This window comes from Hydrogenophaga sp. FW305-3-2-15-A-LB1 (genome assembly GCF_058787875.1).
In genome coordinates this window covers 65437-88498 of sequence record NZ_JBYTAE010000006.1, presented here as the reverse complement: position 1 = coordinate 88498, position 23062 = coordinate 65437, and the positions used below count along the sequence as shown (strand labels likewise).

Here is a 23062-nt window from a genome sequence, read left to right as displayed (position 1 = left end):
CATGGCCGCCCCCAACCCCCTCGCGGGCCGCAAGGCCTTCGTCACCGGTGGTGCCAAGGGCATCGGCGCGGCCATCGCGCGCCGCCTCGCGGCCGACGGCGCGCTCGTGACCATCGCCGACCTGGACATGGAGGCCGCGCAGGCCTTGGCCAACGGCATCTGGGCGCGCGCCGTGCGGCTCGACGTGGCCGACCTCGCGCAGGTCGCCGAGGTGATGGCCGAACACGGCCCGGTGGACATCCTGGTGAACAACGCCGGGGTGGACCAGCACGCCTTCTTCACCCGCACCACGCCGGAAGACTGGCGCCGCCTGATCGCGATCAACCTCGAATCGGTGTTCGCCACCACGCACGCGGCCTTGCCGGCCATGCGGGCGGCGGGCCACGGGCGCATCATCAACATCGCCTCCGAAGCCGGCCGCCTGGGCTCGCGCGGCGGCGCGGTGTACGCCGCCGCAAAGGGCGGCGTGATCGCCTTCACGCGCTCCATCGCGCGCGAGAACGGCGACAAGGGCATCACCGCGAACGTGATCGCGCCCGGCCCCATCGACACGCCGCTGCTGCGCCAGGCGGTGGCGCAGGGCGGCGACAAGCTGCTGGAGGCCATGACCGGCGCCACGCTGGCCGGCCGCCTGGGCACGCCCGACGAGGTGGCCGCCGCCGTGGCCTTCCTGGCCTCGGCGGACGCGGGCTTCATCACCGGCGAGGTGCTGGGCGTTTCCGGCGGCATGGGGTGTGGCGCATGAGCACCGCTGTGGAGCAAGTGATCGAGCGCGTGCGCCAGGTCTATGGCAGCTGGAAGCGCGACACCACGGTGGCGCAGATGCGCCAGGACTGGGACACGCTGTTTGGCGGCGTGCCCGTGGACGCCACCCTCGAAGACGTGAACGCCGGCGGCGTGAAGGCCCAGTGGGTCGGCGCACCGGGGGCGGACGCGCAGCGCGTGCTGCTGTACTTCCATGGCGGCGGTTTCCAGGTCGGCTCGCTGGTCTCGCACCGCGAGATGATGGCCCAGCTCTCCGCCGCCGCGCGTTGCCGCGTGCTGGGCGTGGACTACCGCCTCGCCCCCGAACACCGTTACCCCGCCGCGCTCGACGACGCGTCGGCGGCGTGGCAGTGGTTGATCGGCCAGGGCTTCGAGCCCAGGCACATCGCCCTCGCGGGCGACTCCGCCGGGGGCGGCCTCGCGCTGAGCCTGCTGCTGCGCCTGCGCGACGCGGGCCGGCCGCTGCCGGCCGCCGCCGTGCTCATGTCCGCGTGGACCGACCTCACCGCCTCGGGCGCGAGCTACGGCACGCGCGCCGACAGCGACCCCATCCACCAGCGGCCCATGATCGTGGCCATGGCCCGCAACTACCTGGGCAAGGAAGGCAACCCCGCCGACCCGCTGGTCTCGCCCCTGTTCGCCGACCTCAAGGGCCTGCCTCCGCTGCTCGCCCAGGTGGGCGACCGCGAGACCGTGCTCGACGACTCGCGCGACTTCGTGGCGCGCGCCAAGGAGGCCGGTGTGGACGCCACCCTGCAGGTGTGGGACCACATGATCCACGTGTTCCAGCAATTCCCCGCGCAGCTGCCCGAAGCGCGCGCGGCCATTCAAGACCTGGGCCGCTTCCTGCGGTGGCATCTGGCTCACCCCCGCGCCGCTTCGCGTCACCCCCTCAAGGGGGCGATACCAGCCGACCGGCAGAGCCGGATCGGCGGTACCTCTGGTTCGATACCGATCACCCCCACTCACGGAGACCGACACACATGACCGCAGGCATCACCGGATACGGCAGCTACATCCCGCGGCTGCGCCTGAGCCGCCAGGCCGTGGCCCAGGCCAACGCCTGGTACGCGCCGCAGTTCGCGGGCCGCAAGGGCACGCGTTCCATGGCGAACTGGGACGAAGACAGCCTCACCATGGCCGTGGCCGCCGCGCGCGACTGCCTGGGCGCGGACGACGAGCGCGGCCACATCGGCAGCGTGCAGCTGGTCTCCAGCACGCTGCCGTTCGCCGAGCGGCTCAACGCCGGCGTGGTCTGCGAGGCGCTCACGCTGGAGGAGGGCGTGGAAGCCCTGGACATGGGCGGCTCGCCCAGCGCCGCGCTCAGCGCCGTGCTCGGCGCGCTGGACCGCGTGAACGCGCGCGGCGGGAATGCCCTGGTGATCGCCACCGACCACCGCAAGACCCGCGCGGCCAGTTCGCAGGAGCTGGACTATGGCGACGGCGCGGCCGCGCTCACCCTCGGCCGCGAGAACGTGATCGCCGAGGTGCTCGGCAGCGCCACGCTCACGGTCGACTTCGTGGACCACTTCCGCAGGGCCGGCGAAGACATCGACTACCACTGGGAAGAACGCTGGGTGCGCGACGAAGGCATCGGCAAGCTCGGGCCGCGCGCCATCGCCAGCGCCCTGCAGAAGGCCGGCGTGGAAGCGAGCGCGGTGGACCACTTCATCTTCCCCACCACCTTCGCCAAGATGGACGCGCAACTCGCCAAGGCCTGCGGCATCCGCGCCGAGGCCGTGGCCGACTCGCTGGCCGCCACCGTGGGCGAGACCGGCACGCCGCACGCGCTGCTCATGCTCGCGGCCGTGCTGGAGCGCGCGCAGCCGGGTCAGCACATCCTGCTGGCGCAGTTCGGCGGCGGCGCGCAGGCCGTGGTGCTGCGCGTGACGCCGGCCATCGCCGCCTTCCGCCCGGCGCGCGGCGTCTCGGGCTGGCTCGCGCGCGGCGTGGAAGAGAAGAACTACACCAAGTTCCTCTCGTTCCGCGAACAGCTGCGCCTGGAGCGCGGCATGCGCGGCGAGCAGGACCGCAAGACCGCGCTGAGCACCGCCTACCGCCACCGCGCCGCCATCCTGGGCCTGGTGGCCGGGCGCTGCGAGGTCACGGGCCAGGTGCACTTCCCGCCCTCGCGCATTTCCTACGACCAGGGCAAGCCGCTGCAGGACACGCAGAAACCCCACAAGCTCGCCGAGCGGCGCGGCCAGGTGCTGAGCTGGTCGGCCGAGTCGCTCTCGTTCCACCGGGCGCCGCCGCACCAGTACGGGCAGGTCGATTTCGAGGGCGGCGGCCGCATCCTCATGGAGTTCACCGACGTGGCCAAGGGCGACGTCGCTTCGGGCACCGAGGTCGAGATGAGCTTCCGCATCAAGGACATCGACGAGCTGCGCGGCTTCACGCGCTATTTCTGGAAGGCCACGCCCGTGGCCTCCGGCGTCGACACCACCGCAGCATCCAAGGAGTAAGCCATGCCCATCGGCATCAAGGACAAAGTCGCCATTCTCGGCATGGGTTGCAGCAAGTTCGGCGAGCGCTGGGACGCCAGCCCCGAAGACCTCATGGTCGAGGCCTACAACGAAGCCATGGCCGACGCCGGCATCGCGCCCGAGCAGCTCGACGCGGCCTGGTTCTCCACCCACATGGACGACGTGGGCACCGGCCGGGGCGGCACGCCCATGGGCATCGCGCTGCGCCTGCCCAACATCGGCGTGACGCGGGTCGAGAACTTCTGCGCCGGCGGCTCCGAAGCCATCCGCGCGGCGGTGTACGCCGTGGCCGCGGGCGCCTGCGACATCGCCATCGCGCTCGGCGTGGAGAAGCTCAAGGACACGGGCTACGGCGGTCTGCCGGTGGCCACCGTGGGCACCTACATCCCGCAGTGGTACCCCAACGCCGTGGCGCCGGCCAATTTCGCGCAGCTGGCCTCGGCCTACCAGCGCAAACACAACGTGGACCCGGCGCTGCTCAAGCGCGCGATCGCGCGCGTGTCGATCAAGAGCCACGCCAACGGCGCGAAGAACCCCAAGGCGCACTTCCGCCAGGCCGTGACCGAAGAGCAGGTGCTCAAGGCGCCCATCATCGCGGAGCCGCTGGGTCTGTACGACTGCGCGGGCGTGTCCGACGGCGCGGCGGCGGTCATCGTCACCACGCCCGAGATCGCGCGCTCGCTGGGCAAGCGCGACCTGATCACCTTCAAGGCACTGCAAGTCGCGGTGTCCAACGGCTGGGAAATGCACTCCAACGAGTGGGACGGCAGCTATGTGCACACCGCGCGGGTCGCCGCGCGCAAGGCCTACGCCGAAGCCGGCATCACGAACCCCGGGAAGGAAGTGAGCATGACCGAGGTGCACGACTGCTTCTCCATCACCGAACTCGTGACCATGGAAGACCTGGGCCTGTCGGGCGAGGGCGAGGCGGTGCGCGATGTGCTGGACGGCAAGTTCGACGCCGAAGGCGCGATCCCCTGCCAGATCGACGGGGGCCTCAAGTGCTTCGGCCACCCCATCGGCGCCAGCGGCATCCGCATGCTCTACGAGATGTACCTGCAGCTGCAGGGCCGCGCCGGCCCGCGCCAGCTGAATGACCCGAAGATCGGCCTCACCCACAACCTGGGCGGCCAGCCCTCGCAGAACGTGTGTTCGGTCTCCATCGTCGGCCGCGAGGGCGTGTGATGAGCGCCACCCCCGTGGTTCTGGTGGGCCGCCCCGCGCCGCACGTGGCGCGGCTGCTCATCAACCGCCCCGACAAGCGCAACGCCATCGATCACGATGTGCGCCAGCAGCTCACCGAGGCGCTGGCCGCGCTGCTGGGCGATGACACCGTGCGCGCCATCGTCTTCGGCGGCGCGCAGGGCGTGTTCTCCGCCGGGGGCGACGTGCCCAGCATGGTGGGCCTCACGGAAGCGCAGGCGCGCGAGCGCATGCGGCACATCCACCGCCTGTGCCAGCTCATCGCCGAGGCCGGCGTGCCGGTGGTCAGCGCCATCGAAGGCATTGGCGCGGGTGCGGCCGTGGGCCTGGCCCTGATGGGCGACCGCATCGTGGTCGGCGAGGGCACGAAGATCCTGTTTCCCTTTCTCAAGCTCGGCCTGGTGCCCGACTGGGGTCAGCTGCTCACGCTGCCCCGGCGCGTGGGCCTGCCGGTGGCGCGCCGCATCCTGACCGAGGGTGTGCCGGTGAGCGGCGCCGAGGCGCACCGCATCGGCCTGGCCGACACGCTGGTGGCCGACGCCCAGGTGATGGCCACCGCCGTGGCGCAGGCCGCCGAGCTGGCGCAGCTGCCGCGCGAGGCCTTCGCGCGCATGAAGGCGCGGCTGAACCACCCTTCGGCCACGCTGGCCGAGGAGCTCTCTCGCGAGGAAAACGACCAGGCCGTCTGCCTGCTCGGCGACGATTTCGTTGAAGGGCACGACGCCTATGTGAACAAGCGCGCCGCCGATTTCGTGGCGCGACCGGGAGTGAAACGATGAGCCAGGAAGAAGCCGTGCTGTTGCGCCGCGAGGGCGCCGTGGGCACCGTGGTGCTCAACCGGCCGGAGAAGCGCAACGCGCTCGACCTCACGATGCGCGCCGCGATCGCACAGGCGGTGAGAACCCTCGACGCCGATGACAGCGTGCGCGCGATCGTGATCACGGGCGGGGAGGGCGTGTTCGCCGCAGGCGCCGACCTGAACCTGCTGGTGGACAAGGGCGCGCAGGACGTGGCCGAGATCGACCTGGGCCAGTACTGGGCGCCGGTGGCCGGCTGTGGCAAACCCACCATCGCGGCGGTGAGCGGCTTCGCGCTGGGCGCGGGCTGCGAGCTGGCCATGATGTGCGACTTCATCGTGGCCGACGCCAGCGCGCGTTTCGGCCAGCCCGAACTGGCCGTGGGCATCATGCCCGGCGCGGGCGGCACGCAGCGCCTGGTGCGCACGCTGGGCAAGCAGGTGGCCTCGCTCATGCTGCTCACCGGCGAGATGATCACCGGCGAACGCGCCTTCCAGCTGGGCCTGGTGGCCGAACTGGCCGCCGACGGGAAAGCGCTGGAGCGCGCCGCCGAGCTGGCGCGCAAGGCCGCGCGCATGCCGCCCAAGGCCGTGAAGGCCACGCGCCATGTGCTGCGCCAGGGCGCCGACCTGCCGCTGGACGCCGCGCTCTCGCTGGAGAACCGCGAGTTCCTGCTCCTGTTCGACACCGCCGACAAGACCGAAGGCATGCGCGCCTTCCTCGACAAACGCAAACCCGAATTCAAGGGTCGATGACCACATGACTTCCAACAACGTGAAACCGCTCACCCTGGGCGTGGTGGGTGCCGGCGCCATGGGGCGCGGCATCGTCCAGCTGTTCGCGCAGGCGGGCCACCGCGTGCGCTGTTTCGACGCGGCGCCTGGCGCGGCCGCCAAGGCCGTCGAGTTCGCGCTCGGCATGATCGGGCGCGGCGTGGACAAGGGCCGCCTCAGCGCCGAGGCCTTCGAGACCATTCGAGCGAACGTCTCGGCCTGCGCCGACATGGCCGGGTTCGCCGGTTGCGACGTGGTGATCGAAGCCATCGTGGAAGACCTGGCCGTCAAGCGCCAGCTGTTCGGTGCGCTGGAGGCCGTGGTGGCCGAGACCACGGTGCTCGCGAGCAACACGTCTTCGCTCACCGTGGCCGACATCGCCGCCGCCTGCCGCCACCCGGCGCGCGTGGCCGGCCTGCATTTCTTCAACCCGGTGCCGCTGATGAAGGTGGCGGAGGTGATCGCCGCGCTGCGCACCTCGCCGCAGACGGTGCAGACCCTGAGCGAGCTGGTGAGCGGCGCCGGCCACCGCGCGGTGGTCACGGCCGACCAGCCCGGCTTTCTCGTGAACCACGCGGGGCGCGGCCTCTACACCGAAGGCCTGCGTGTGCTGGAAGAGCAGGCCGCAACGCCTGCCGACGTGGACGACGTGCTGCGCGAGGGCGTGGGTTTTCGCATGGGTCCGTTCGAGCTGCTGGACCTCACCGGCCTGGATGTGTCGAGCAAGGTCATGGCCTCGATCTACGAGCAGTTCCAGCACGAGCCGCGCTTCCGGCCCTCGTCGCTGGTGGCGCCGCGCGTGGCCGCCGGCCTGTTCGGCCGCAAGACCGGGGAGGGCTGGTACGTCTACGACGGCGACACCCGCCGCGCCGCGCCCGCGCGCCCCGTGCCGCCGCCACGCGCCGGGGTGGCGGTGTGGATCGACCCGCAGGCCAGCGGCCGTGCCGAACTGATTGCCCTGCTGAGCGGCGCGGGCGCGCGGCTCACCGACGGCGCGGCGCAGGCCGAGGTCTGCGTCGTGCAGCCCTGGGGCGGCGACGCCAGCCACGCGGCCGCCGCGCTCGGCCTGGACTCCGCGCGCACCGTCGCCGTCGACCCCATGGTGCCGCTGGCCCTGCGCCGCACGCTCATGCTCAGCGCGCTCACCTCGGCCGCCGCGCGCGACGCCGCCTGGGGCCTGCTGGCGGCCGACGGCGTGCCGGTCACCGTCATCAACGACAGCCCGGGCTTCATCGCCCAGCGCGTGCTCGCCACCATCGTCAACATCGCGGCGCAGATCGCGCAGCGCGGCATCGCCAGCGTGGCCGACATCGAGGACGCCGTGAAGCTGGGCCTGGGCTACCCGCACGGCCCGCTGGCCTGGGGCGACCGCATTGGCGGTGCGCGCATCCTGCAGATCCTGCGGACGATGCAGGCCGAGACCGGCGACCCGCGCTACCGGCCCAGCCCTTGGCTGGTGCGGCGCGTGGCGCTGGGCGTGTCCCTGCTCACCCCGGAGGCAGAGCGCGCATGAACATCGACATTCACCACCTGCGCGAATGGGTCGGCCGCGAGCAAGTGGCCGAACAGACACTGGAGCCCTTTCCCGCCGTCGCCTTGAGCGGCCTGCTGGACCGCGCCGCGCCGCCGGCTATGGGCGAGGCGCTGCCGCTGCCCTGGCACTGGCTGTATTTCCTGGAGACGCCCGCGCGCGCCGCCACCGGCGTCGACGGGCATCCGCAGCGCGGCGGTTTCCTGCCGCCGGTGCCGCTGCCGCGCCGCATGTGGGCCGCCGGTTCGCTGCAATGCGAAAGCCCGCTGCGCCTGGGCGCAGCCGCGCGCAAGACCTCCACCGTGCGCAGCGTGGACCTGAAGGAAGGCCGCAGCGGCCCGCTGGTCTTCGTGACCGTGGACCACCTGCTGGAGCAGGACGGCCGCGTCTGCATCCGTGAAGAGCAGAACATCGTCTACCGCGAAGCGCCCACCGGGCCCGCGCCGCAGCCGGCGGGCGAGCAGGCCGCGAAAGCCGCGCAATGGTCGGCCGTGCTGCAGCCGGACCCGGCGCTGCTGTTCCGTTTCTCCGCGCTCACCTACAACGGCCACCGCATCCACTACGACCGCGACTACGCGGTGCGCGAGGAGTTCTACCCCGCGCTGGTGGTGCACGGCCCGCTGCTGGCCACCGCGCTGCTGGACCTGCTGGCGCGCGGCCGACCCGGCGTGCCGGTGCGGTCGTTCTCGTTCCGCGCCCTGCGCCCCGCCTTCGACACCGACACGCTGCAGCTCTGCGCCGCCGCCGAGGGCGACACGGTCGAGCTCTGGACGCAGGACGCGCATGGCCAGGTGGGCATGACGGCCCGCGCCACGCTGGGTTGAACGCCGCCATGCGCCATCACCCGATCTGGCGATCCATGCTGTTCGTGCCGGCGCACGTGCCGCGCTTCGTCGAGCGCGCTCACGAGCGCGGCGCCGACGCCTGCGTGCTCGACCTCGAAGACAGCGTGCCGCTGGCGCAGAAGGCGCAGGCGCGCGCCGCCGTGCCGCAGGCCGCCGCCGCCATCGCGGCCCATGGCACGCCCGTGCTGGTGCGCGTGAACCAGCCCTGGGAACTCGCCGCGCCCGACATCGACGCCGCCATCGGCCCGGCCGTGAGCGCGCTGGTGCTGCCCAAGGTGAACGACGACGCCACCGTGCGCGAAGTGGCCCGGCGCATCGACCGCGCGGAGGCGCAGCGCGGCCTGCCCGCCGGCCACACGCGGCTGATCGCGCTGATCGAGGACGTGCAGGCCCTGTCCGAGCTCGACGCCATCGCGCGTTGCTCGCCGCGCATGCTGGGCATGATGCTCGGCCCCGAGGATTTTTCCGCCTCCGCTGGCATGGCGCCGGTGCGCGAGGCGCTGCTGCTGCCCAACCAGCTGGTGCTGTTCGCCTGCCGGCGCGCCGGCATCCTGCCGTTCGGCTTTCCCGGCTCCATCGCCGACTACGGCGACACCGAAGCCTTCGCGCAGACCATCCGCCTGGCGCGCCAGCTCGGCTTCGTCGGCGGCCTGTGCATCCACCCCACGCAGGTGGCGGTGATGAACGCCGGTTTCTCGCCTTCGACGGAAGACATCGAACACGCGCGCGGCGCCATCGAGGCCTTCGAGGCCGCCGCGCGCGAAGGCCGTGGGGCGGCCGAGTACCGCTCGAAGATGGTCGATCTGCCCGTGGTGGCGCGCGCGCGGGAAATCCTGCGCCGCGCCGCCGCACCGGCCCCCCTTTCCACCCAACAGGAGACACACCCATGAACACCCACCCCACCGTGTACGACGCGGTCGTGATCGGCGCCGGCGCCGGCGGCCTCAGCGCGGCGGCGCGCCTCGTGGCCGCCGGCCGCAAGGTGCTGGTCGTCGAGAGCCTGGGCCGCGTCGGCGGCCGCGCATCGAGCGAACAGATCGACGGCTTCACCGTCAACATCGGCGCCATCGCCATCGAACGCGGCGGCGTGTTCGAGGAAACCTTCGGCCTGCTCAACGTGCCGCTGGACATCCGCGAACCCAGCCCGGCCACCGTGTTCCTGATCGACGGCAAGGTCATCAACGTCGCCAAGGGCGGCTGGGGCATGCTGCTGGGCACCTTCACCAAGCAGGCCGCCAAGATCGGCACCAAGTTCGCCGACGCGCGCGCGGGCGACCTGCCCGAGGCCAAGATGAGCACCAAGGAGTGGCTCAGCCAGTACACGAAGAACGAGACCGTGCACGCGATCTTCCGCAACCTGTGCGCGGCCATCTTCGCCGCCAACGACGACGAGGTGCCCGCGCGCGCCTTCCTCACCTATTTCGCGGTCAAGGGCGCGTTCAAGCGCTTCGGCTTCTGCCCGCGCGGCACCGTGGGCCTGTGGAACGACCTGGCCGACGGCATCCGAAAGGCCGGCGGCGAGATCTGGCTGGACGCGCCGGTGACCCAGCTGCACACGCAGGACGGCCTGGCCAGCGGCGTGACCGTGATGAAGGACGGCGTGGCCACGCGCATCCAGGCCCGCACCGTGATCAGCAACATCGGCCCGCGCGCCACGGTGGACCTGCCCGGCGGCGAGGCCTTCGGCGGCGACTACATCCGGCTCGCGCACACCGCGCCCAAGCCCTCGGCCAACATCGTCATCAACTTCGCCACGCAGCAGCGCCTGGTGGACGTGCCCGGCCTGGTCACCTTCGGCAAGACGCGCCGCCTGTGCAACATGGGCGAACTCACCGCCACCTGCCCCGAGCTCGCGCCGGCCGGCTGGCACCAGTACGTGGCCTATGCCGTGCCGCGCCCGGCCATCGGCGACTTCGACGAGAAGACCGAGATCGAGGCCTCGCTGCAGGACCTGCGCGACGAGTTCCCCGGCTTCGCGCAGGCCAAGATGCTCTCGGTGCGCGTGATGCGCGACGGCTGGCCGGCCCAGCGCTCCTGCGCCGGTTTCGATATGCCGCAGACCACGCCGCTGGCCAACCTCTGGCACGTGGGCGACGCGGTGAAGGACTATGGCGACGGCGGCACCCAGGCCTGCGCCTACACCGGCCGCGAGGCCGCGCGCCAGGCCGAAGCCCACCTGGACGGCGCCCGCGTGGCGGCGGCGGCGTGATGGCCGTTGCCGAGCTTCAAGCGCAGGTGGACCAGGCGCGCGCGCTGCTGGCGCGGTTGCGCCCGCTGTTCGAGCACGGCGTGGCCGCGCTCGCCAGGGCCTGCGCGCCAGGCGGCCAGCTCGACGGCGCGAAGCTGGACGAGCAACAGGTCGCGACCTTCGAGATCGCCTGGGCCAGCGCCGACCTGCTGGCCGCCGAGACCACACTGGCGCGGCTCGACGGCGATCCGCTGCAGTCGCAACTGGCCCTGATCTTCGCGGTGGACGCCATCGCCGCGCTGCTGCCGCGCCTGGAGGCGCTCTGCATCGAGCTGGGCCTGCCACTCGCGCCCCTGCAGCAACTCGGTGCCGACGCCGACTGGGCCGCGCTGCGCGGCGCGGCGGGCGGCGCGCAGGCGCTCACGGCGGCCGGCCGCGCCCTCGTGGCCGCTGGCGACGCGGTGGAGCTGGGCAGCGTGGCGCTGCAAGACCCGGTGGTGATGGCGCAGGACGCGTTCCGCCGCTTCGCCGCCGATGTGGTGGCGCCCCAGGCCGAGCACATCCACCGGCACGATACGACCGTGCCCGAATCGCTGCTGCAGCCCATGCGCGACATGGGCGTGTTCGGCCTGTCCATCCCCGAGTCGCACGGCGGCACCGGGCCCGACGAGGGCGAGGACGCGACCATGATGGTGGTCGTCACCGAGGCCTTGTCCGAAGCCTCGCTGGCGGCGGCCGGCAGCCTGATCACGCGCCCCGAGATCCTGAGCCGCGCGCTCATCAGCGGCGGCACCGACGAACAGAAGGCCACCTGGCTGCCGCGCATCGCGGCGGGCGACCCGCTGTGCGCCATCGCCATCACCGAGCCCGACTACGGCTCGGACGTGGCCAGCCTGGCCCTGAAGGGCACGCGCACCGAGGGCGGCTGGCTGCTCAACGGCGCCAAGACCTGGTGCACCTTCGCCGGCAAGGCCGGTCTGCTGATGGTGGTCACGCGCACCGACCCCGACCGCTCGGCCGGTTACCGGGGCCTGAGCGTGCTGCTGGTGGAAAAACCGTCCTACGACGGCCACGCCTTCGACTTCCAGCAGCCCGGCGGCGGGCGCCTGAGCGGCAAGGCGATTCCCACCATTGGCTACCGGGGCATGCACTCGTTCGACCTCGCCTTCGACCAGTTCTTCGTGCCCGACGCCAACGTGATCGGCGGCGCGGGCGGCCTGGGCAAGGGCTTCTACTTCACCATGGCCGGCATGGTGGGCGGGCGCATGCAGACCTCGGCGCGTGCCTGCGGCGTGATGCGCGCGGCGCTGCGCGCCTCGATGCGCTACACGGCCGACCGCAAGGTGTTCGGCGCGCCGCTGCAGGCCTACGCGCTCACCCTGGCCAAGCTCGCGCGCATGGCCGCGCGCCTGGCGGCCTGCCGCACGCTGGCCTACGCCATCGCCGAGCAGCTCAACGCCGGCGGCGGCCGCATGGAAGCCAGCCTGGTCAAGCTGCTGGCCTGCCGCTCGGCCGAGATGGTCACGCGCGAAGCGCTGCAGCTGCACGGCGGCATGGGTTACGCTGAGGAAAGCGCCGTGAGCCGCTACTTCGTGGACGCGCGCGTGCTCTCGATCTTCGAGGGCGCGGAGGAAACCCTGGCGCTCAAAGTCATCGGTCGCAGCCTGTTGGAAGACGCACTCAAACCATGAAACCCATCCTCTGCGGCATGCGGGTGGTCGAAGCCGCCGCCTTCGTCGCCGCGCCCCTGGGCGGCATGACGCTCGCGCAGATGGGCGCCGACGTGATCCGCATCGACACCCTGGGTGGCGGGCTGGATTACAAGCGCTGGCCCGTGACCCGGGACGACGTGAGCCTGTTCTGGTGCGGCCTCAACAAGTCCAAGCGCTCGGTCGCGCTGGACCTGAGCAAGCCCGAAGCCCGCGAGATCGCCATGGCGCTGATCACCGCGCCGGGCGAGGACGCGGGCATCCTGCTCACCAACTTTCCGCCGCGCGGCTGGCTGGACCACGACAAGCTGAAAGAGAGGCGCGCCGACCTGATCCAGCTCACCGTGCAAGGCGACCGGCACGGCGGCTCGGCGGTGGACTACACCATCAACTCGCGCGTCGGCATCCCCTACATCACCGGCGACGAGCGCGGCGCGGCCACGAACGAGGCCGTCAACCACGTGCTGCCGGCCTGGGACCTCGTCACCGGCCAGATGGCGGCCGTGGGCCTGCTGGCCGCCGAACGCCACCGCCTCAAGACCGGCCAGGGCCAGCACGTGAAGCTGCCACTGGAAGACGTGGCCCTCGCGGCCGTGAGTCACCTCGGCCTGATCGCCGAAGCGCAACTCGGCCAGCAACGCGAGCGCCACGGCAACGAGTTGTTCGGCGCCTTCGGCCGCGACTTCAAGACGGCGGACGGCGAGCGCGTGATCGTCGTCGGCCTGACCTTGAAACAATGGCAGGCCATCTGCGAGGCCATGGGCCTGAATGAGGCCGTGAAGGCGCTGGGCGACCGCCTGGGCCTGGACCTGGACCTGGAAGGCCACCGCTTTCGCGCGCGCAAGGAACTGGGCGCGCTGGTGGAGGCCTGGGTGTCGCGGCACAGCTTGGCCGAGGTGGCGGCCGCGCTGACGAAGCAGGGCGCCTGCTGGGGCAAGTACCAGAGCCTCACGCAACTGGTGACGCAGGACGAGGCTTGCTCGCCAGCCAACCCGATGTTCCGCACCATCGACCAGCCTGGCGTAGGGCCGCACCTGGCGGCCGGGCTGCCGCTGAACTTCTCGGGCATGGATCGCATCCCCGCGGGAACCGCGCCCACGCTGGGCCAGCACACGGGCGAGGTGCTGTTTGAACTCCTGGGGGTATCCCAGGCGCAATTCGGTGATCTTCGCGACAGGGGCGTGGTCTAGTTGGGTCAGAATAGCCGCCTCAAAACTTGAGCGGAACACGATGACCCGATCGCTTGCAAGGAACCACGACGACAAACGCCAGAGGATCCTCGACGTCGCAGCCGCGCTCTTCGCGAGCACGAGCTACGAGAGTGCCCGGCTGCAGGACATCGCGGCGGCGTGCAGCATGTCGAAGTCCGCGCTGTACCACTACTTCCCTGGCAAGGAAGTGCTGCTGCTCGAGATCATCACCGAGCACATCATGAGCTCGGTGGCCGAGCTCGAGGCCATCGCGCAGGGCCCGGGGACGAGCCGGGAACGGCTGACGAACCTGGTGCGGGCGATGGTGACGCGGGCCGCGGAAAAGCGCCACGAGCACACGGTGCTCACCAACGACCTCAAGTTCCTGCCGACGCTGCAGCAGCAGGGGATCAAGCTGGCGCAGGCCAAGGCGCTGGACTTCGTGATCGATCTGCTCACCGACATCAACCCGCACCTCATGCGGCGGCGGCGCGAGAGCGCGTCCTACGCGCTCTTCCTCTACGGCTCGATGATCTCGACCGCGACCTGGTACCGCCGGGGCGGCGGCATGACGCCGCACGAGCTGGCCGACCGCCTGACCGAGGTCTACCTCAAGGGCTTCGACGGCGGGGATCATCCGCCGGGTTACAGCTGAACTGCGTGGCCGCCACGCCCACGCCGGCCATCACCGCGCCGGCGATCTTCAGGGCGCTGAAGGTCTCGCCCAGCGCCAGCCACGAGATCAGGCCCGCCACCGGCGGCAGCAGGTAGAGCAGGGGCGCCGCGCGCGCCACGCCCAGGTGGTCGTTGAGCCAGCCCCAGGCCAGCCAGCCCGCGAACGACGCCACGGCCAGCGACCACAGCAGGGCGCCCCAGACGGCCGCGCCCAGGCTGGCCCACGGCACCTGCAAGGCCTGCGGCGCGTTGATGAGGAGCATGGGCACCATCGCCAGCAGCGTGGTGTAGGCCATCACCAAGGTGACGCCATGGCGGGCGAACAGCCGGCTGGCGGCCACCGTGTGGGCCGAGAAGAGCAGGGCGGCGAGCAGCAGCAGCAGGTCGCCCAGGCCCTGCGTGCGCATGAGCGCGACCTTGTCCGACAGGAACACCAGCACGCCCGCCATGGCCAGCGCCACACCGCCCACCTGCAGGCGCGTGAAGCGCTGGCTGTGCAGCACGCGCACCAGCAGCAGCGTGAACATGGGGCCGAGCGCGGAGATGAGCGCGCTGGAGAACGCGGTGGACAGGTGCATGGCCTGCGTCATCACGTTGACGTGAGCGATGTGGCCGAGCAGGGCCAGGCCCGCCAGGCCCAGCCAGTCGCGCCGTTCCAGCCGCGGCCAGTGCCAACCGTGGCGCCACAGCAGCAGGGCGATGGCGCAGGCCGGCGTGATGAGGTAGCGCGCGAAGACCAGGGCGCCCGGCCCGATCTGCGCCATCACCGCCTTCTGCACGCTGTAGTTGCTGCCCCACAGCAGCATCAGGGCCAGCGCCACCACCAGCGCCCACCGGCGGACCGTGCCGGAAACCGGCGGATGGTTGGGGTTGATGCCCATTAAAACCGTCCCATGAGTCATATTTGCAATCGATCCACCGGCAGAAGATTCATCTGAACCGGCCTTTGATACGGGAAATCCCTAGGGATTTTTTCGACCAATTGTTTTGTTAAACCGTCCCGTCGGTCTATTATACGGGCTGCCAGCGTTTGGTCGTTCTCACGTCAATCCACCCAGGAGACAAGCATGCGTTTTTCCCTTCCCAGGCTCACCGCAGCCCTCGCTTTGGCCAGTGCCTTCGCCGCCAGCGCGCCCGCCATGGCGCAGACCACCGTCATCAAGTACTCCAACTGGCTGCCGCCGGGGCAGGCCATGCGCGTGGAGGTGGTGGAGCCCTGGATCGCCGAGGTCGAGAAGGCCACGCAGGGCCGCGTGAAGATCGATACCGCGCCCAAGGTCGTGGGCACGCTGCCGGCCCAGTTCGACGTGGCGCGCGACGGCCAGGCCGATCTGGTGATCTTCATTCCGGGCTACACGCCCAACCGCTTCGACCTGCTCGAGGTGCTGCAACTGCCGTTCGTGAGCGACAACCCCGAGGTGTACGCGCCGCTGGCCGACCGCTTCTACCGCAAGCACCTGGCCTCGCACAACGAGTTCAAGGGCGTGCACCCGCTGTCGGTCTACGTGGTCTCGCCCGGCCAGATCTTCAACTCCAAGCGCCCGTTGCGCAGCGTGGCCGACTTCAAGGGCCTGAAGATGCGCAGTCCGCAGACCAGCGCCACGCAGGCGCTCACGCTGCTGGGCGCGGTGCCGATCTCCAAGCCGGTGAGCGAAACCTATGAGCTGCTGTCCTCCGGCGTGATCGACGGCACCTTCATGCCGCCCGAGTCGATTCCCGCCTTCAAGCTGACCGAGCTCGTGCCCTACGCCACCATCGTGCCCGGCGCGGTCTACAACACCGTGCTGGTGCTGGGCATCAACGAGGACAAGTGGAAGTCGCTGCGCGCCGAGGACCGCGAGGCGATCACCCGCATCTCGGGCGACGTGTTCGCGCGAAACATCGGCCGCGCCTACGCCAACGGCGACAAGGCCGCCTTCGAGACCATGCGCAAGGCGGGCAAGCCGGCCGAGGTGTTCCCGGCCCCGGCGCTGGCGGAGATGAAGAAGGTGCTGCTGCCGATCGAGCGCGAGTGGATCGAGAAGGCGAAGAAGAAGGGCATGGCCGATCCGCAGAAGGTGATCGACCAGCTGCGCGCCGACATCGCTGTCGCCAAATAAGCCGCCATGACCGCACAAGCCACCGGCGGACGCACCGTCCGCGTCCTGGAAGCGATCGGCGCGGTCGCGCTGCTGATCCTGATGGTCACCGTCTTCATCGACGTGGTGGGGCGCAACCTCTTCAACACGCCGCTGCCCTGGGGCACGGAGCTGCTGGAGATGGTGCTGGCCCTGATGATCTTCGCGATCTATCCCTTGCTGGCGCTCGGTTTCGGCCACATCACCGTGGACCTGATCCAGCTGCCGGCCCGCCTGCACAAGGTGCAGCGCGTGCTCAGCGGCGCGATCGGCGCCGTGGTGTTCGCGCTGATCACCTGGTGCATGGTCCGCCAGGCGTTGCGTGCCGCCAGCTATGGCGAGGCCACGCCGCTGCTGGGCGTGCCGCTGTCCTGGGTGCTCGGCGGCATCGGCGCCATGGCCGCGATCAGCACGCTCGCATTCCTGCTGGCCGCCGCGCGGTCCTTTCGCCATCCCGGCGCGCCTGCCGCGCCACACGCCACCGAGGTGATCTGATGCTCGCTGCCTGTCTGGGTTTTCTCGTGGCGTTCGCGTTCATCCTGTTCCAGGTGCCCATCGCCACCGCGCTGGCCCTCGCCGGTTTCGGCGGTTACGTGGTGCTCAATGGCCTCACGCCCGCGCTGAGCATGGTGGCCACCGTCACCAAGGACAGCACGCTGGTGTACTCGCTGATCGTGCTGCCGCTGTTCGTGCTGATGGGCAACCTCGTGGCCGGTGCCGGCATCTCGGGCGATCTGTTCCGCGCGGCGCAGGCCTTCATCGGCCGGCGCCGGGGCGGCCTGGCCATGGCCACCGTGGTGGCCTGCGGTGGTTTCGGCGCCATCTGCGGCTCCAGCGTGGCCACGGCAGCCACCATGGGCAAGGTGGCCATCCCCTCCATGCGCAAGCTCGGCTATGGCGACTCGCTCTCGTCGGCCGCGGTCGCCGCAGGCGGCACGCTGGGCATCCTGATCCCGCCCAGCGTGATCATGGTGGTGTACGGCGTGGCCACGCAGACGCACATCGGCATGCTGTTCGCCGCCGGCATCGTGCCCGGCCTGATCGCCATCGGCGGCTACATGTCGGCGGTGAAGTGGTCGGTCTGGCGCCAGCCGGAACTCGCGCCGCTCGCCGAAGACAAGGAGCCGGTCAACAAGCTGGCGCTGCTGCGCGCGCTGTGGCCCGTGGCGCTGATCTTCGGCGTGGTCATGGGCGGCATCTACGGCGGTTTCTTCACCTCCATCGAGGCCTCGGGCATCGGTGCGACGGCGGCCCTGGTGTTCGCGCTGACGCACCACTCGCTCAGGCTCAAGGACATCTACGCGATCCTGGTCGACACCGCGCGCACCTCGGCCATGATGTTCGCCATCATCCTGGGCGCCGCGCTGTTCGGCGAGTTCGTGAACCTCACCGGCGTGCACGAAGGCCTGCTGCATGTGGTGCAGGAGAGCGGCCTGCCCCCGTTCGGGATCATCCTGCTGATGATCGTGCTGTACATCCTGCTCGGCACGGTGCTGGAAAGCCTGTCGATGATCCTGCTGACCGTGCCGATCTTCTTCCCGATCATCCTGGCCCTGGGCTACGACCCGGTGTGGTTCGGCATCCTGGTCGTGATGGTGGTGGAAATCGGGCTGATCACGCCTCCCATCGGCGTGAACCTGTTCGTGATCCGCTCGGTCATGCCCGACATCCCCATGATGACCGTGGTGCGTGGCGTGATTCCGTTCATCGTGGCCGATGTGCTGCGCATCCTGCTCATCGCCGCCGTGCCGGCCCTGTCCCTCTGGTTGCCCAACCTGCTGTTCAAGGCAGCCGCCTGACACCGTGAACCCTGTCTTCGACCCCGCGGCGCCCGAACTGCCGGCGCGCCTTCAATCGTGGCTGTCCCAACGCTGGCGCAAGCCGGTCCAGGTGAGCGGGCTGAGCCGCTTTCCGGCCGGCATGTCCTGGGTGACCCTGGGCTTCACCGCCGAGTCACCGGGTGAGGCGCCGCTGGACCTCATCCTGCGCGTGGGCGACCCGGGCGGCCTGTTCTCGCCCTACAGCTCGCGGCCCGAGTACGAGGCGCTGGCCGCGCTGGCCAGCGTGCCCGGCCTGCCCATTCCCCAGGCCTACGAGCACAGCGACGACCCGGCCATCCTCGGCGCACCTTTCGTCATCACGCAGCGCGTGGCCGGCGACACGCCCACGCCCTGGCGCGACGCGGACGAACGCGGCGAGGCGGCCAACCAGTCGCTCGGCCACGACTTCGCCGACGCGCTCGGCGCCATCCACGCCTTCGACTGGACCACCACCCCGCTGGCCGCCTGGGCGCAGGAGGGTCCCATCACGCCGCGGACCACCGCGCTGCACGAGACGCGCTACTGGACGCGGCATGCCCAGCTGGGGACCGGTCCCACGCCGCCGCAGATGCACTACGCCATGCGCTGGCTGGAGGCGCACGCGCCCGAGGCCGAGCGCATCACCATCGTGCACGGCGACTACCGGGTGGGCAACTTCCTGCAGCAGGACGGCCGCATCACCGCCATCCTCGACTGGGAGCTGGTGCACCTGGGCGACCCGCACGCCGACCTGGCCTGGGCCGGGCTGCGCACCTTCGCCGCCGGCACCTCGCGCATCGGCGGGCTGATCGAGCGCGAGGTCTTCTACCAGCGCTGGCAGGCGAAGACCGGCCTGCGCGTGCGGCCCGAGGTGGTGCGCTACTACGAGGTGATGGTGCAGTTCAAGATGGCCGCGATGCTGATGGGCGCCATGATCCGCGTGCAGACCGGCCGCTCGCGCGACGTGCGCATGGCCGCGATGGGCTTCCAGCTCACCTCCACGCTGATGGAACTCAACAAGCTGATCGCGGAGGCCGCATGAACCAATCACTCGAAGCCCTGATGGGCAGCATCTGCCGCGCGCTGCGCGACGAGATCGCGCCGGAACTGCAGAGCGACCACGCGCGCTCGCAGCTGGCCGGCGTGCTGGACGTGCTGGGCAAGGTGGAGCGCATGGTGGTCTGGTCGCCGGACGTGACGCGCGAACAGCTCGAACTGCTCGACGTCTGCCTGGCGCGGGTGGCGGCCCGCCTGGCCGCGGCGGGGCAGACCGCGCCGCCCGGCCTCGCGCCCGCGTCCACCGCCCGGCCCGAAACCCAGGCCGCATTGCAGGCCGCCTTGGCGGACGCCGAGCGGCGCTTCGCCCGCTTCACCGACTGGCTGTTCTCGCCGCCGGACCAGCTGCCCGCGCCCCTGGCGGGCGAACTGCACGACCAGCTTCGCACGGCGCTTCGCCTCACGCTCAAGGCCCAGCGCCGCCTGGTGCCGAGCGCCGACTTTTCATCGATGACCGCGCCGAGCCCAGCGGCCGACGCCCAAGGAGTTTTCAAATGATGTCTGCCCAGGACGACCTGATCGGCCACCAGGCCCCCGCGCCCTTCGCGCAACGCGCCGGCCAAGGCGACCCCCGCTTCACCGAGCGCTACTGGTACACGCTGCACCCCGTCACCGGCACGGTGGACGGCGTGCCCATGATCCTTGACATCGGCATGGGCTACTACCCCAACAAGGGCGTGATGGACGTGTTCGCCGGCATCACCGTGGGCCGCCGGCAGCACAACTTCCGCGCCTCGCGCGCGCTGGGCGCCACGCCGCTCGAGGCCGGCGCGGGGCCGCTGCGTTTCGAGGTGGTGGAGGGCATGAAGCGGCACCGCCTCACGCTCACCGACAACGCCTCGGGCTTCCGCTTCGCGCTGGACTTCGAGGCCAGCTTTCCCGCCGCGCAGGAGAAACAGAACTTCCGCGAGCGCAAAGGCGTGGTGGAAGAGGACATGGTGCGCATCTCGCAGTTCGGCCGCTGGCGCGGCTGGTTCGCCCTCGGTGGGCAACGCCACGAGGTGACGCCGCAGACTTGGTGGGGCCAGCGCGACCATTCCTGGGGCATCCGCTCCGAGATGCGCACCGACGAGGCCGCGCCCCCGGTGCAGCAGCACAGCGGCTTCTTCTGGACCTGGTCCATGTTCCAGTTCGAGGACCTGGGTTTTTCCATCTTCCTGAAGGAGCGCGAGCCGGGCAAGCCGCACTACCTCTCGGCCACCGAATTCGTGCGCGGGGCCGACGGCCGCATGGCGCACCGCGAGGCCATCAGCGTCATGCACGAACTCGAATGGGCCGACGACCCGCTGGGACAGACCATCTCAGCCGGCACCTTCACCTTGCAGTTCGCCGAAGGCCCGCCGCGCACCGTGCGCATGGAAGGGCTGGAAGCCCGCTTCTACCTGAAGGGCGGCCTGTACGGCGGCTTCCAGGGCTGGAACCACGGCGACCCCAAGGGCGACTACCACGCCGAGCACGACGTGTGGGACCTCGACGACCCGGCCACGCGCGCGGCCGCCCGCACCCTGGGCGACCACGTGGTGCGCGCCACCTGCGAGGGCCGCACCGGCATCGGCATCAGCGAATACGGCGTGGCGCAAGGCTATGCTCGCTACCCCGGGCCGCAGCAGCACCCCGCGCTCTGAAGCCGCCCAAGAACACGCAGGAGACCGATCCACCATGCAGATGACCCAGGCCCTGGCACGCGCCGTGCAGACCCGGCGCCACCACACCGCCACGATTTTCGCGGGCCGCCAACGCAGCTGGGCCCAGGTGGGCGAGCGCGTGCCGCGCGCCGCCGCCGCGTTCCGCGCCCTGGGCCTGCGGCCCGGCGACCGGCTCGGCATCCTCGCGCTCAACAGCGACAACTACATCGAGATCTTCTTCGCCGCCGCCTGGGCCAACGTGGTGCTGGTGCCGCTGAACACGCGCTGGGCCGTGCCCGAGAACATCTATACCCTGGGCGACGCGCAGTGCCAGGCCTTGATCGTGGACGACGCCTTCGTGGCCCAGGTGCCGCAGCTGCTCGCGGGCCACGCGATGGCGCACGTGATCCACGCGGGGGAGGGCGCCACGCCCGAGGGCATGCAGGGCTACGAAGCCCTGATCGCCACCACGCCGCCCATGGCCGACGAATGCGGCAAGGACGACGAGCTCTGCGGCATCTACTACACCGGCGGCACCACCGGCCACCCCAAGGGCGTGATGCTCTCGCACAAGAACTTCATCTCGGCCTCGGTGAACTGGATCGCCACGCTGCACTTCAGCGAGGAAACGGTCTACATGCACTCGGCAGGCCTGTTCCACCTGGCCGGCTGCTCGCCGGCCATCGCGCTCACGCTGGCCGGCGGCACCCACGTGTGCCTGCCCAAGTTCGACGCCGTGCTGGCCTTCGAGGCCATCCAGACGCACCAGGTGAACTACTGCCTGTTCGTGCCGACCATGGTGAACATGATGATCAACCACCCGGACTTCGCCCGCTACGACCTCACCAGCGTGCGCTACTGCGAGTACGGCGCCTCGCCCATGCCGGTGCCGGTGCTGGCCGCCGCCATGGAGAAGCTGCCCACGTGGGAGTTCATCCAGGGCTATGGCATGACGGAGTCGGCCGCGCTCACCGTGAGCCTGCCCTGGCGCTACCACTTCGACCAGCCCGGCATGCCCAGCAAGCGCCTGGCCGCCGGCCGCGCCGCCTATGGCGTGGACGTGCGCATCGTGGACGAGGCGGGCCACGAAGTGCCGCGCGGCACGCACGGCGAGATCGCGGTGCGTGGCGCGCAGGTCATGATCGGCTACTGGCGCAAGCCCGAGGCCACCGCCGCCGCGCTGCGCGAGGGCTGGCTGCACACCGGCGACGCGGCCTACATGGACGAGGACGGTTTCGTCTACATCGTCGACCGCGTGAAGGACATGATCATCAGCGGCGGCGAGAACATCTACTCGCGCGAGGTCGAGAACGCGGTGCACGCGCACCCCGCGGTGCGCGACTGCGCCGTGATCGGCATCCCCAACGCGGAGTGGGGCGAGTCGGTGCACGCGGTGGTGGTGCTCAAGGACGGGCAGAGCGCCAGCGCGAAGGAGATCATCGACCACTGCCGCACCCTGATCGCGGGCTACAAGGTGCCGCGCTCGGTGGACTTCAGCGACGCGCTGCCGCTCTCGGGCGCGGGCAAGATCATGAAGAACGTGCTGCGCGAGCCGTTCTGGCGCGGCAAGAGCAAGTCGGTGAACTGAGTGAGCGGGCGGCCTCAGCCGCCGCCGCCGCGAAAGCCGTCGAGGAACAGGGCCGAGATGCGCTCGGCCAGCTCGGCGGGCGTGATCGGGCCGTCGCGCTCGTACCAGGTGAAGGTCCAGATCACCATGCCGAACAGCAGCAGGGCGTAGGGCGAGTTCACCTCGGCGCGCGCCATGCGGGCGGGGTTGATCTCGCGCAGCAGGCCCACCATGAGCTGCATCAGTTCCTGCTCCAGCTTGCGCACGTCCTCGCGCTGCACCGGCGGCAGGAACTTGATGTCGTTCATCAGCACCAGGTGGTGGTGGCGCGACTTCGCCCCTTCCTGCACGAACGAGGCCACGAAGCGCTGGAAGCGCTCCGCCGCCGGGCGCGGCTCGCGCGCGATGGCCGAGAGCTCGGCCACCTGCCCGGTGATGTGCTCCTTCACGATCGCGTAGAGCAGGTCTTCCTTGCTCGCGAAGTAGTGGTACAGGTGCGATTTCGAGGCGCCGCACGCGGCGGCCACGTCGCTCATGGTCGCGTGGTCGAAGCCTTTCTGCGCGATCAGCGCGACCGCGCTGTCCAGGATGACCTGCTTCTTGAGCTCGTAGTCGTTGGCCCGCACGCGCGTCATCTGGAATGCCCCCTGGGCCGGGTGGTGACCTGTTGCATGTTCCTCTGTTCCCTTTTATATTTAGACCGACGAGACGGACTATAAGCCCAATGCCCCAGGCA

Annotated in this window: 22 protein-coding genes; 20 read left to right on the top strand and 2 right to left on the bottom strand. The window is 70.6% G+C overall.

Features of this window, described 5'->3' with window-relative positions; all coding sequences use genetic code 11:
• Nucleotide 1 precedes the first annotated feature (1 nt).
• Genes AC3WPZ_RS03140 through AC3WPZ_RS03080 form a run of 13 tightly spaced genes read left to right on the top strand, consistent with a single transcriptional unit; the run spans nt 2 to nt 14142 of the window.
• Entirely contained in the window at nt 2-745 is a 744-nt protein-coding gene (locus AC3WPZ_RS03140; RefSeq protein ID WP_382158083.1) for an SDR family NAD(P)-dependent oxidoreductase, read from the top strand.
• Complete coding sequence (locus AC3WPZ_RS03135) at nt 742-1752, top strand: alpha/beta hydrolase (protein WP_444686531.1); 1011 nt, start codon at nt 742-744, stop codon at nt 1750-1752. Before AC3WPZ_RS03140 ends, AC3WPZ_RS03135 begins: the two co-directional genes overlap by 4 nt.
• Entirely contained in the window at nt 1749-3230 is a 1482-nt protein-coding gene (locus AC3WPZ_RS03130; protein ID WP_444686532.1) for a hydroxymethylglutaryl-CoA synthase family protein, read from the top strand. Before AC3WPZ_RS03135 ends, AC3WPZ_RS03130 begins: the two co-directional genes overlap by 4 nt.
• 3 nt (nt 3231-3233) lie before the next feature.
• Complete coding sequence (locus AC3WPZ_RS03125) at nt 3234-4436, top strand: acetyl-CoA acetyltransferase (protein ID WP_492438089.1); 1203 nt, start codon at nt 3234-3236, stop codon at nt 4434-4436.
• A complete protein-coding gene (locus AC3WPZ_RS03120; protein WP_492438087.1) occupies nt 4436-5233 on the top strand; it encodes an enoyl-CoA hydratase/isomerase family protein in 798 nt (265 codons plus the stop codon). Before AC3WPZ_RS03125 ends, AC3WPZ_RS03120 begins: the two co-directional genes overlap by 1 nt.
• Entirely contained in the window at nt 5230-6006 is a 777-nt protein-coding gene (locus AC3WPZ_RS03115) for an enoyl-CoA hydratase-related protein (protein ID WP_492438085.1), read from the top strand. Before AC3WPZ_RS03120 ends, AC3WPZ_RS03115 begins: the two co-directional genes overlap by 4 nt.
• A 4-nt stretch (nt 6007-6010) precedes the next feature.
• A complete protein-coding gene (locus tag AC3WPZ_RS03110; protein ID WP_492438083.1) occupies nt 6011-7537 on the top strand; it encodes a 3-hydroxyacyl-CoA dehydrogenase in 1527 nt (508 codons plus the stop codon).
• The gene (locus AC3WPZ_RS03105) at nt 7534-8379 is read left to right on the top strand and encodes an HTD2 family dehydratase (RefSeq protein WP_492438081.1); all 846 of its coding nucleotides are present in this window, start codon (nt 7534-7536) and stop codon (nt 8377-8379) included. Before AC3WPZ_RS03110 ends, AC3WPZ_RS03105 begins: the two co-directional genes overlap by 4 nt.
• An 8-nt stretch (nt 8380-8387) precedes the next feature.
• Entirely contained in the window at nt 8388-9290 is a 903-nt protein-coding gene (locus tag AC3WPZ_RS03100) for an HpcH/HpaI aldolase/citrate lyase family protein (protein WP_492438079.1), read from the top strand.
• Complete coding sequence (locus tag AC3WPZ_RS03095) at nt 9287-10609, top strand: phytoene desaturase family protein (RefSeq protein WP_492438077.1); 1323 nt, start codon at nt 9287-9289, stop codon at nt 10607-10609. Before AC3WPZ_RS03100 ends, AC3WPZ_RS03095 begins: the two co-directional genes overlap by 4 nt.
• On the top strand, nt 10609-12279 hold the full coding sequence (locus tag AC3WPZ_RS03090) for an acyl-CoA dehydrogenase family protein (RefSeq protein ID WP_492431897.1): 1671 nt from the start codon (nt 10609-10611) through the stop codon (nt 12277-12279). The genes AC3WPZ_RS03095 and AC3WPZ_RS03090 overlap by 1 nt, the downstream gene beginning before the upstream one ends.
• The gene (locus AC3WPZ_RS03085; RefSeq protein ID WP_492438075.1) at nt 12276-13487 is read left to right on the top strand and encodes a CoA transferase; all 1212 of its coding nucleotides are present in this window, start codon (nt 12276-12278) and stop codon (nt 13485-13487) included. The genes AC3WPZ_RS03090 and AC3WPZ_RS03085 overlap by 4 nt, the downstream gene beginning before the upstream one ends.
• Nucleotides 13488-13527: 40 nt before the next feature.
• Complete coding sequence (locus AC3WPZ_RS03080; RefSeq protein WP_382158059.1) at nt 13528-14142, top strand: TetR/AcrR family transcriptional regulator; 615 nt, start codon at nt 13528-13530, stop codon at nt 14140-14142.
• Here the strand turns inward: AC3WPZ_RS03080 and AC3WPZ_RS03075 are convergent.
• Nucleotides 14099-15043, bottom strand: coding sequence for a DMT family transporter (locus tag AC3WPZ_RS03075; protein WP_492438073.1), 945 nt, complete (start codon nt 15041-15043; stop codon nt 14099-14101). The two genes, AC3WPZ_RS03080 and AC3WPZ_RS03075, sit on opposite strands and share 44 nt — an antisense overlap.
• A 186-nt stretch (nt 15044-15229) precedes the next feature.
• On the opposite strand from AC3WPZ_RS03075, the gene AC3WPZ_RS03070 reads away from it, so the two are divergent.
• The 7 genes from AC3WPZ_RS03070 to AC3WPZ_RS03040 are packed head-to-tail and all read left to right on the top strand — an operon-like array spanning nt 15230 to nt 22347.
• The gene (locus AC3WPZ_RS03070; protein ID WP_492438071.1) at nt 15230-16261 is read left to right on the top strand and encodes a TRAP transporter substrate-binding protein; all 1032 of its coding nucleotides are present in this window, start codon (nt 15230-15232) and stop codon (nt 16259-16261) included.
• Between the two features lie 6 nt (nt 16262-16267).
• Nucleotides 16268-16774 (top strand): TRAP transporter small permease, encoded by a 507-nt coding sequence (locus tag AC3WPZ_RS03065; protein ID WP_492431892.1) that lies wholly within the window; start codon nt 16268-16270, stop codon nt 16772-16774.
• Nucleotides 16774-18078, top strand: a complete 1305-nt coding sequence (locus tag AC3WPZ_RS03060; protein ID WP_492438069.1) for a TRAP transporter large permease — start codon at nt 16774-16776, stop codon at nt 18076-18078. The genes AC3WPZ_RS03065 and AC3WPZ_RS03060 overlap by 1 nt, the downstream gene beginning before the upstream one ends.
• A 4-nt stretch (nt 18079-18082) precedes the next feature.
• Nucleotides 18083-19120, top strand: coding sequence for a phosphotransferase family protein (locus AC3WPZ_RS03055; RefSeq protein WP_492438067.1), 1038 nt, complete (start codon nt 18083-18085; stop codon nt 19118-19120).
• Nucleotides 19117-19632, top strand: coding sequence for a hypothetical protein (locus AC3WPZ_RS03050; RefSeq protein ID WP_492438065.1), 516 nt, complete (start codon nt 19117-19119; stop codon nt 19630-19632). The genes AC3WPZ_RS03055 and AC3WPZ_RS03050 overlap by 4 nt, the downstream gene beginning before the upstream one ends.
• Nucleotides 19629-20759, top strand: a complete 1131-nt coding sequence (locus AC3WPZ_RS03045; protein WP_492438063.1) for an Rv3169 family protein — start codon at nt 19629-19631, stop codon at nt 20757-20759. The genes AC3WPZ_RS03050 and AC3WPZ_RS03045 overlap by 4 nt, the downstream gene beginning before the upstream one ends.
• A 34-nt stretch (nt 20760-20793) precedes the next feature.
• Nucleotides 20794-22347, top strand: coding sequence for an acyl-CoA synthetase (locus AC3WPZ_RS03040; RefSeq protein WP_492438061.1), 1554 nt, complete (start codon nt 20794-20796; stop codon nt 22345-22347).
• A 14-nt stretch (nt 22348-22361) separates the two neighbouring features.
• On the opposite strand, the gene AC3WPZ_RS03035 is transcribed toward AC3WPZ_RS03040, so the two are convergent.
• The gene (locus AC3WPZ_RS03035) at nt 22362-22961 is read right to left on the bottom strand and encodes a TetR/AcrR family transcriptional regulator (RefSeq protein ID WP_444686548.1); all 600 of its coding nucleotides are present in this window, start codon (nt 22959-22961) and stop codon (nt 22362-22364) included.
• Between the last annotated feature and the right edge of the window lie 101 nt (nt 22962-23062).

Excerpts from the sequence above, each read along its gene's own strand:
- AC3WPZ_RS03140 (WP_382158083.1), top strand. The coding sequence starts at position 2 with ATGGCCGCCCCCAACCCCCTCGCGGGCCGCAAGGCCTTCGTCACCGGT.
- AC3WPZ_RS03135 (WP_444686531.1), top strand. The coding sequence starts at position 742 with ATGAGCACCGCTGTGGAGCAAGTGATCGAGCGCGTGCGCCAGGTCTAT.
- AC3WPZ_RS03130 (WP_444686532.1), top strand. The coding sequence starts at position 1,749 with ATGACCGCAGGCATCACCGGATACGGCAGCTACATCCCGCGGCTGCGC.
- AC3WPZ_RS03125 (WP_492438089.1), top strand. The coding sequence starts at position 3,234 with ATGCCCATCGGCATCAAGGACAAAGTCGCCATTCTCGGCATGGGTTGC.
- AC3WPZ_RS03120 (WP_492438087.1), top strand. The coding sequence starts at position 4,436 with ATGAGCGCCACCCCCGTGGTTCTGGTGGGCCGCCCCGCGCCGCACGTG.
- AC3WPZ_RS03115 (WP_492438085.1), top strand. The coding sequence starts at position 5,230 with ATGAGCCAGGAAGAAGCCGTGCTGTTGCGCCGCGAGGGCGCCGTGGGC.
- AC3WPZ_RS03110 (WP_492438083.1), top strand. The coding sequence starts at position 6,011 with ATGACTTCCAACAACGTGAAACCGCTCACCCTGGGCGTGGTGGGTGCC.
- AC3WPZ_RS03105 (WP_492438081.1), top strand. The coding sequence starts at position 7,534 with ATGAACATCGACATTCACCACCTGCGCGAATGGGTCGGCCGCGAGCAA.
- AC3WPZ_RS03100 (WP_492438079.1), top strand. The coding sequence starts at position 8,388 with ATGCGCCATCACCCGATCTGGCGATCCATGCTGTTCGTGCCGGCGCAC.
- AC3WPZ_RS03095 (WP_492438077.1), top strand. The coding sequence starts at position 9,287 with ATGAACACCCACCCCACCGTGTACGACGCGGTCGTGATCGGCGCCGGC.
- AC3WPZ_RS03090 (WP_492431897.1), top strand. The coding sequence starts at position 10,609 with ATGGCCGTTGCCGAGCTTCAAGCGCAGGTGGACCAGGCGCGCGCGCTG.
- AC3WPZ_RS03085 (WP_492438075.1), top strand. The coding sequence starts at position 12,276 with ATGAAACCCATCCTCTGCGGCATGCGGGTGGTCGAAGCCGCCGCCTTC.
- AC3WPZ_RS03080 (WP_382158059.1), top strand. The coding sequence starts at position 13,528 with ATGACCCGATCGCTTGCAAGGAACCACGACGACAAACGCCAGAGGATC.
- AC3WPZ_RS03075 (WP_492438073.1), bottom strand. The coding sequence starts at position 15,043 with ATGGGCATCAACCCCAACCATCCGCCGGTTTCCGGCACGGTCCGCCGG.
- AC3WPZ_RS03070 (WP_492438071.1), top strand. The coding sequence starts at position 15,230 with ATGCGTTTTTCCCTTCCCAGGCTCACCGCAGCCCTCGCTTTGGCCAGT.
- AC3WPZ_RS03065 (WP_492431892.1), top strand. The coding sequence starts at position 16,268 with ATGACCGCACAAGCCACCGGCGGACGCACCGTCCGCGTCCTGGAAGCG.
- AC3WPZ_RS03060 (WP_492438069.1), top strand. The coding sequence starts at position 16,774 with ATGCTCGCTGCCTGTCTGGGTTTTCTCGTGGCGTTCGCGTTCATCCTG.
- AC3WPZ_RS03050 (WP_492438065.1), top strand. The coding sequence starts at position 19,117 with ATGAACCAATCACTCGAAGCCCTGATGGGCAGCATCTGCCGCGCGCTG.
- AC3WPZ_RS03045 (WP_492438063.1), top strand. The coding sequence starts at position 19,629 with ATGATGTCTGCCCAGGACGACCTGATCGGCCACCAGGCCCCCGCGCCC.
- AC3WPZ_RS03040 (WP_492438061.1), top strand. The coding sequence starts at position 20,794 with ATGCAGATGACCCAGGCCCTGGCACGCGCCGTGCAGACCCGGCGCCAC.
- AC3WPZ_RS03035 (WP_444686548.1), bottom strand. The coding sequence starts at position 22,961 with ATGACGCGCGTGCGGGCCAACGACTACGAGCTCAAGAAGCAGGTCATC.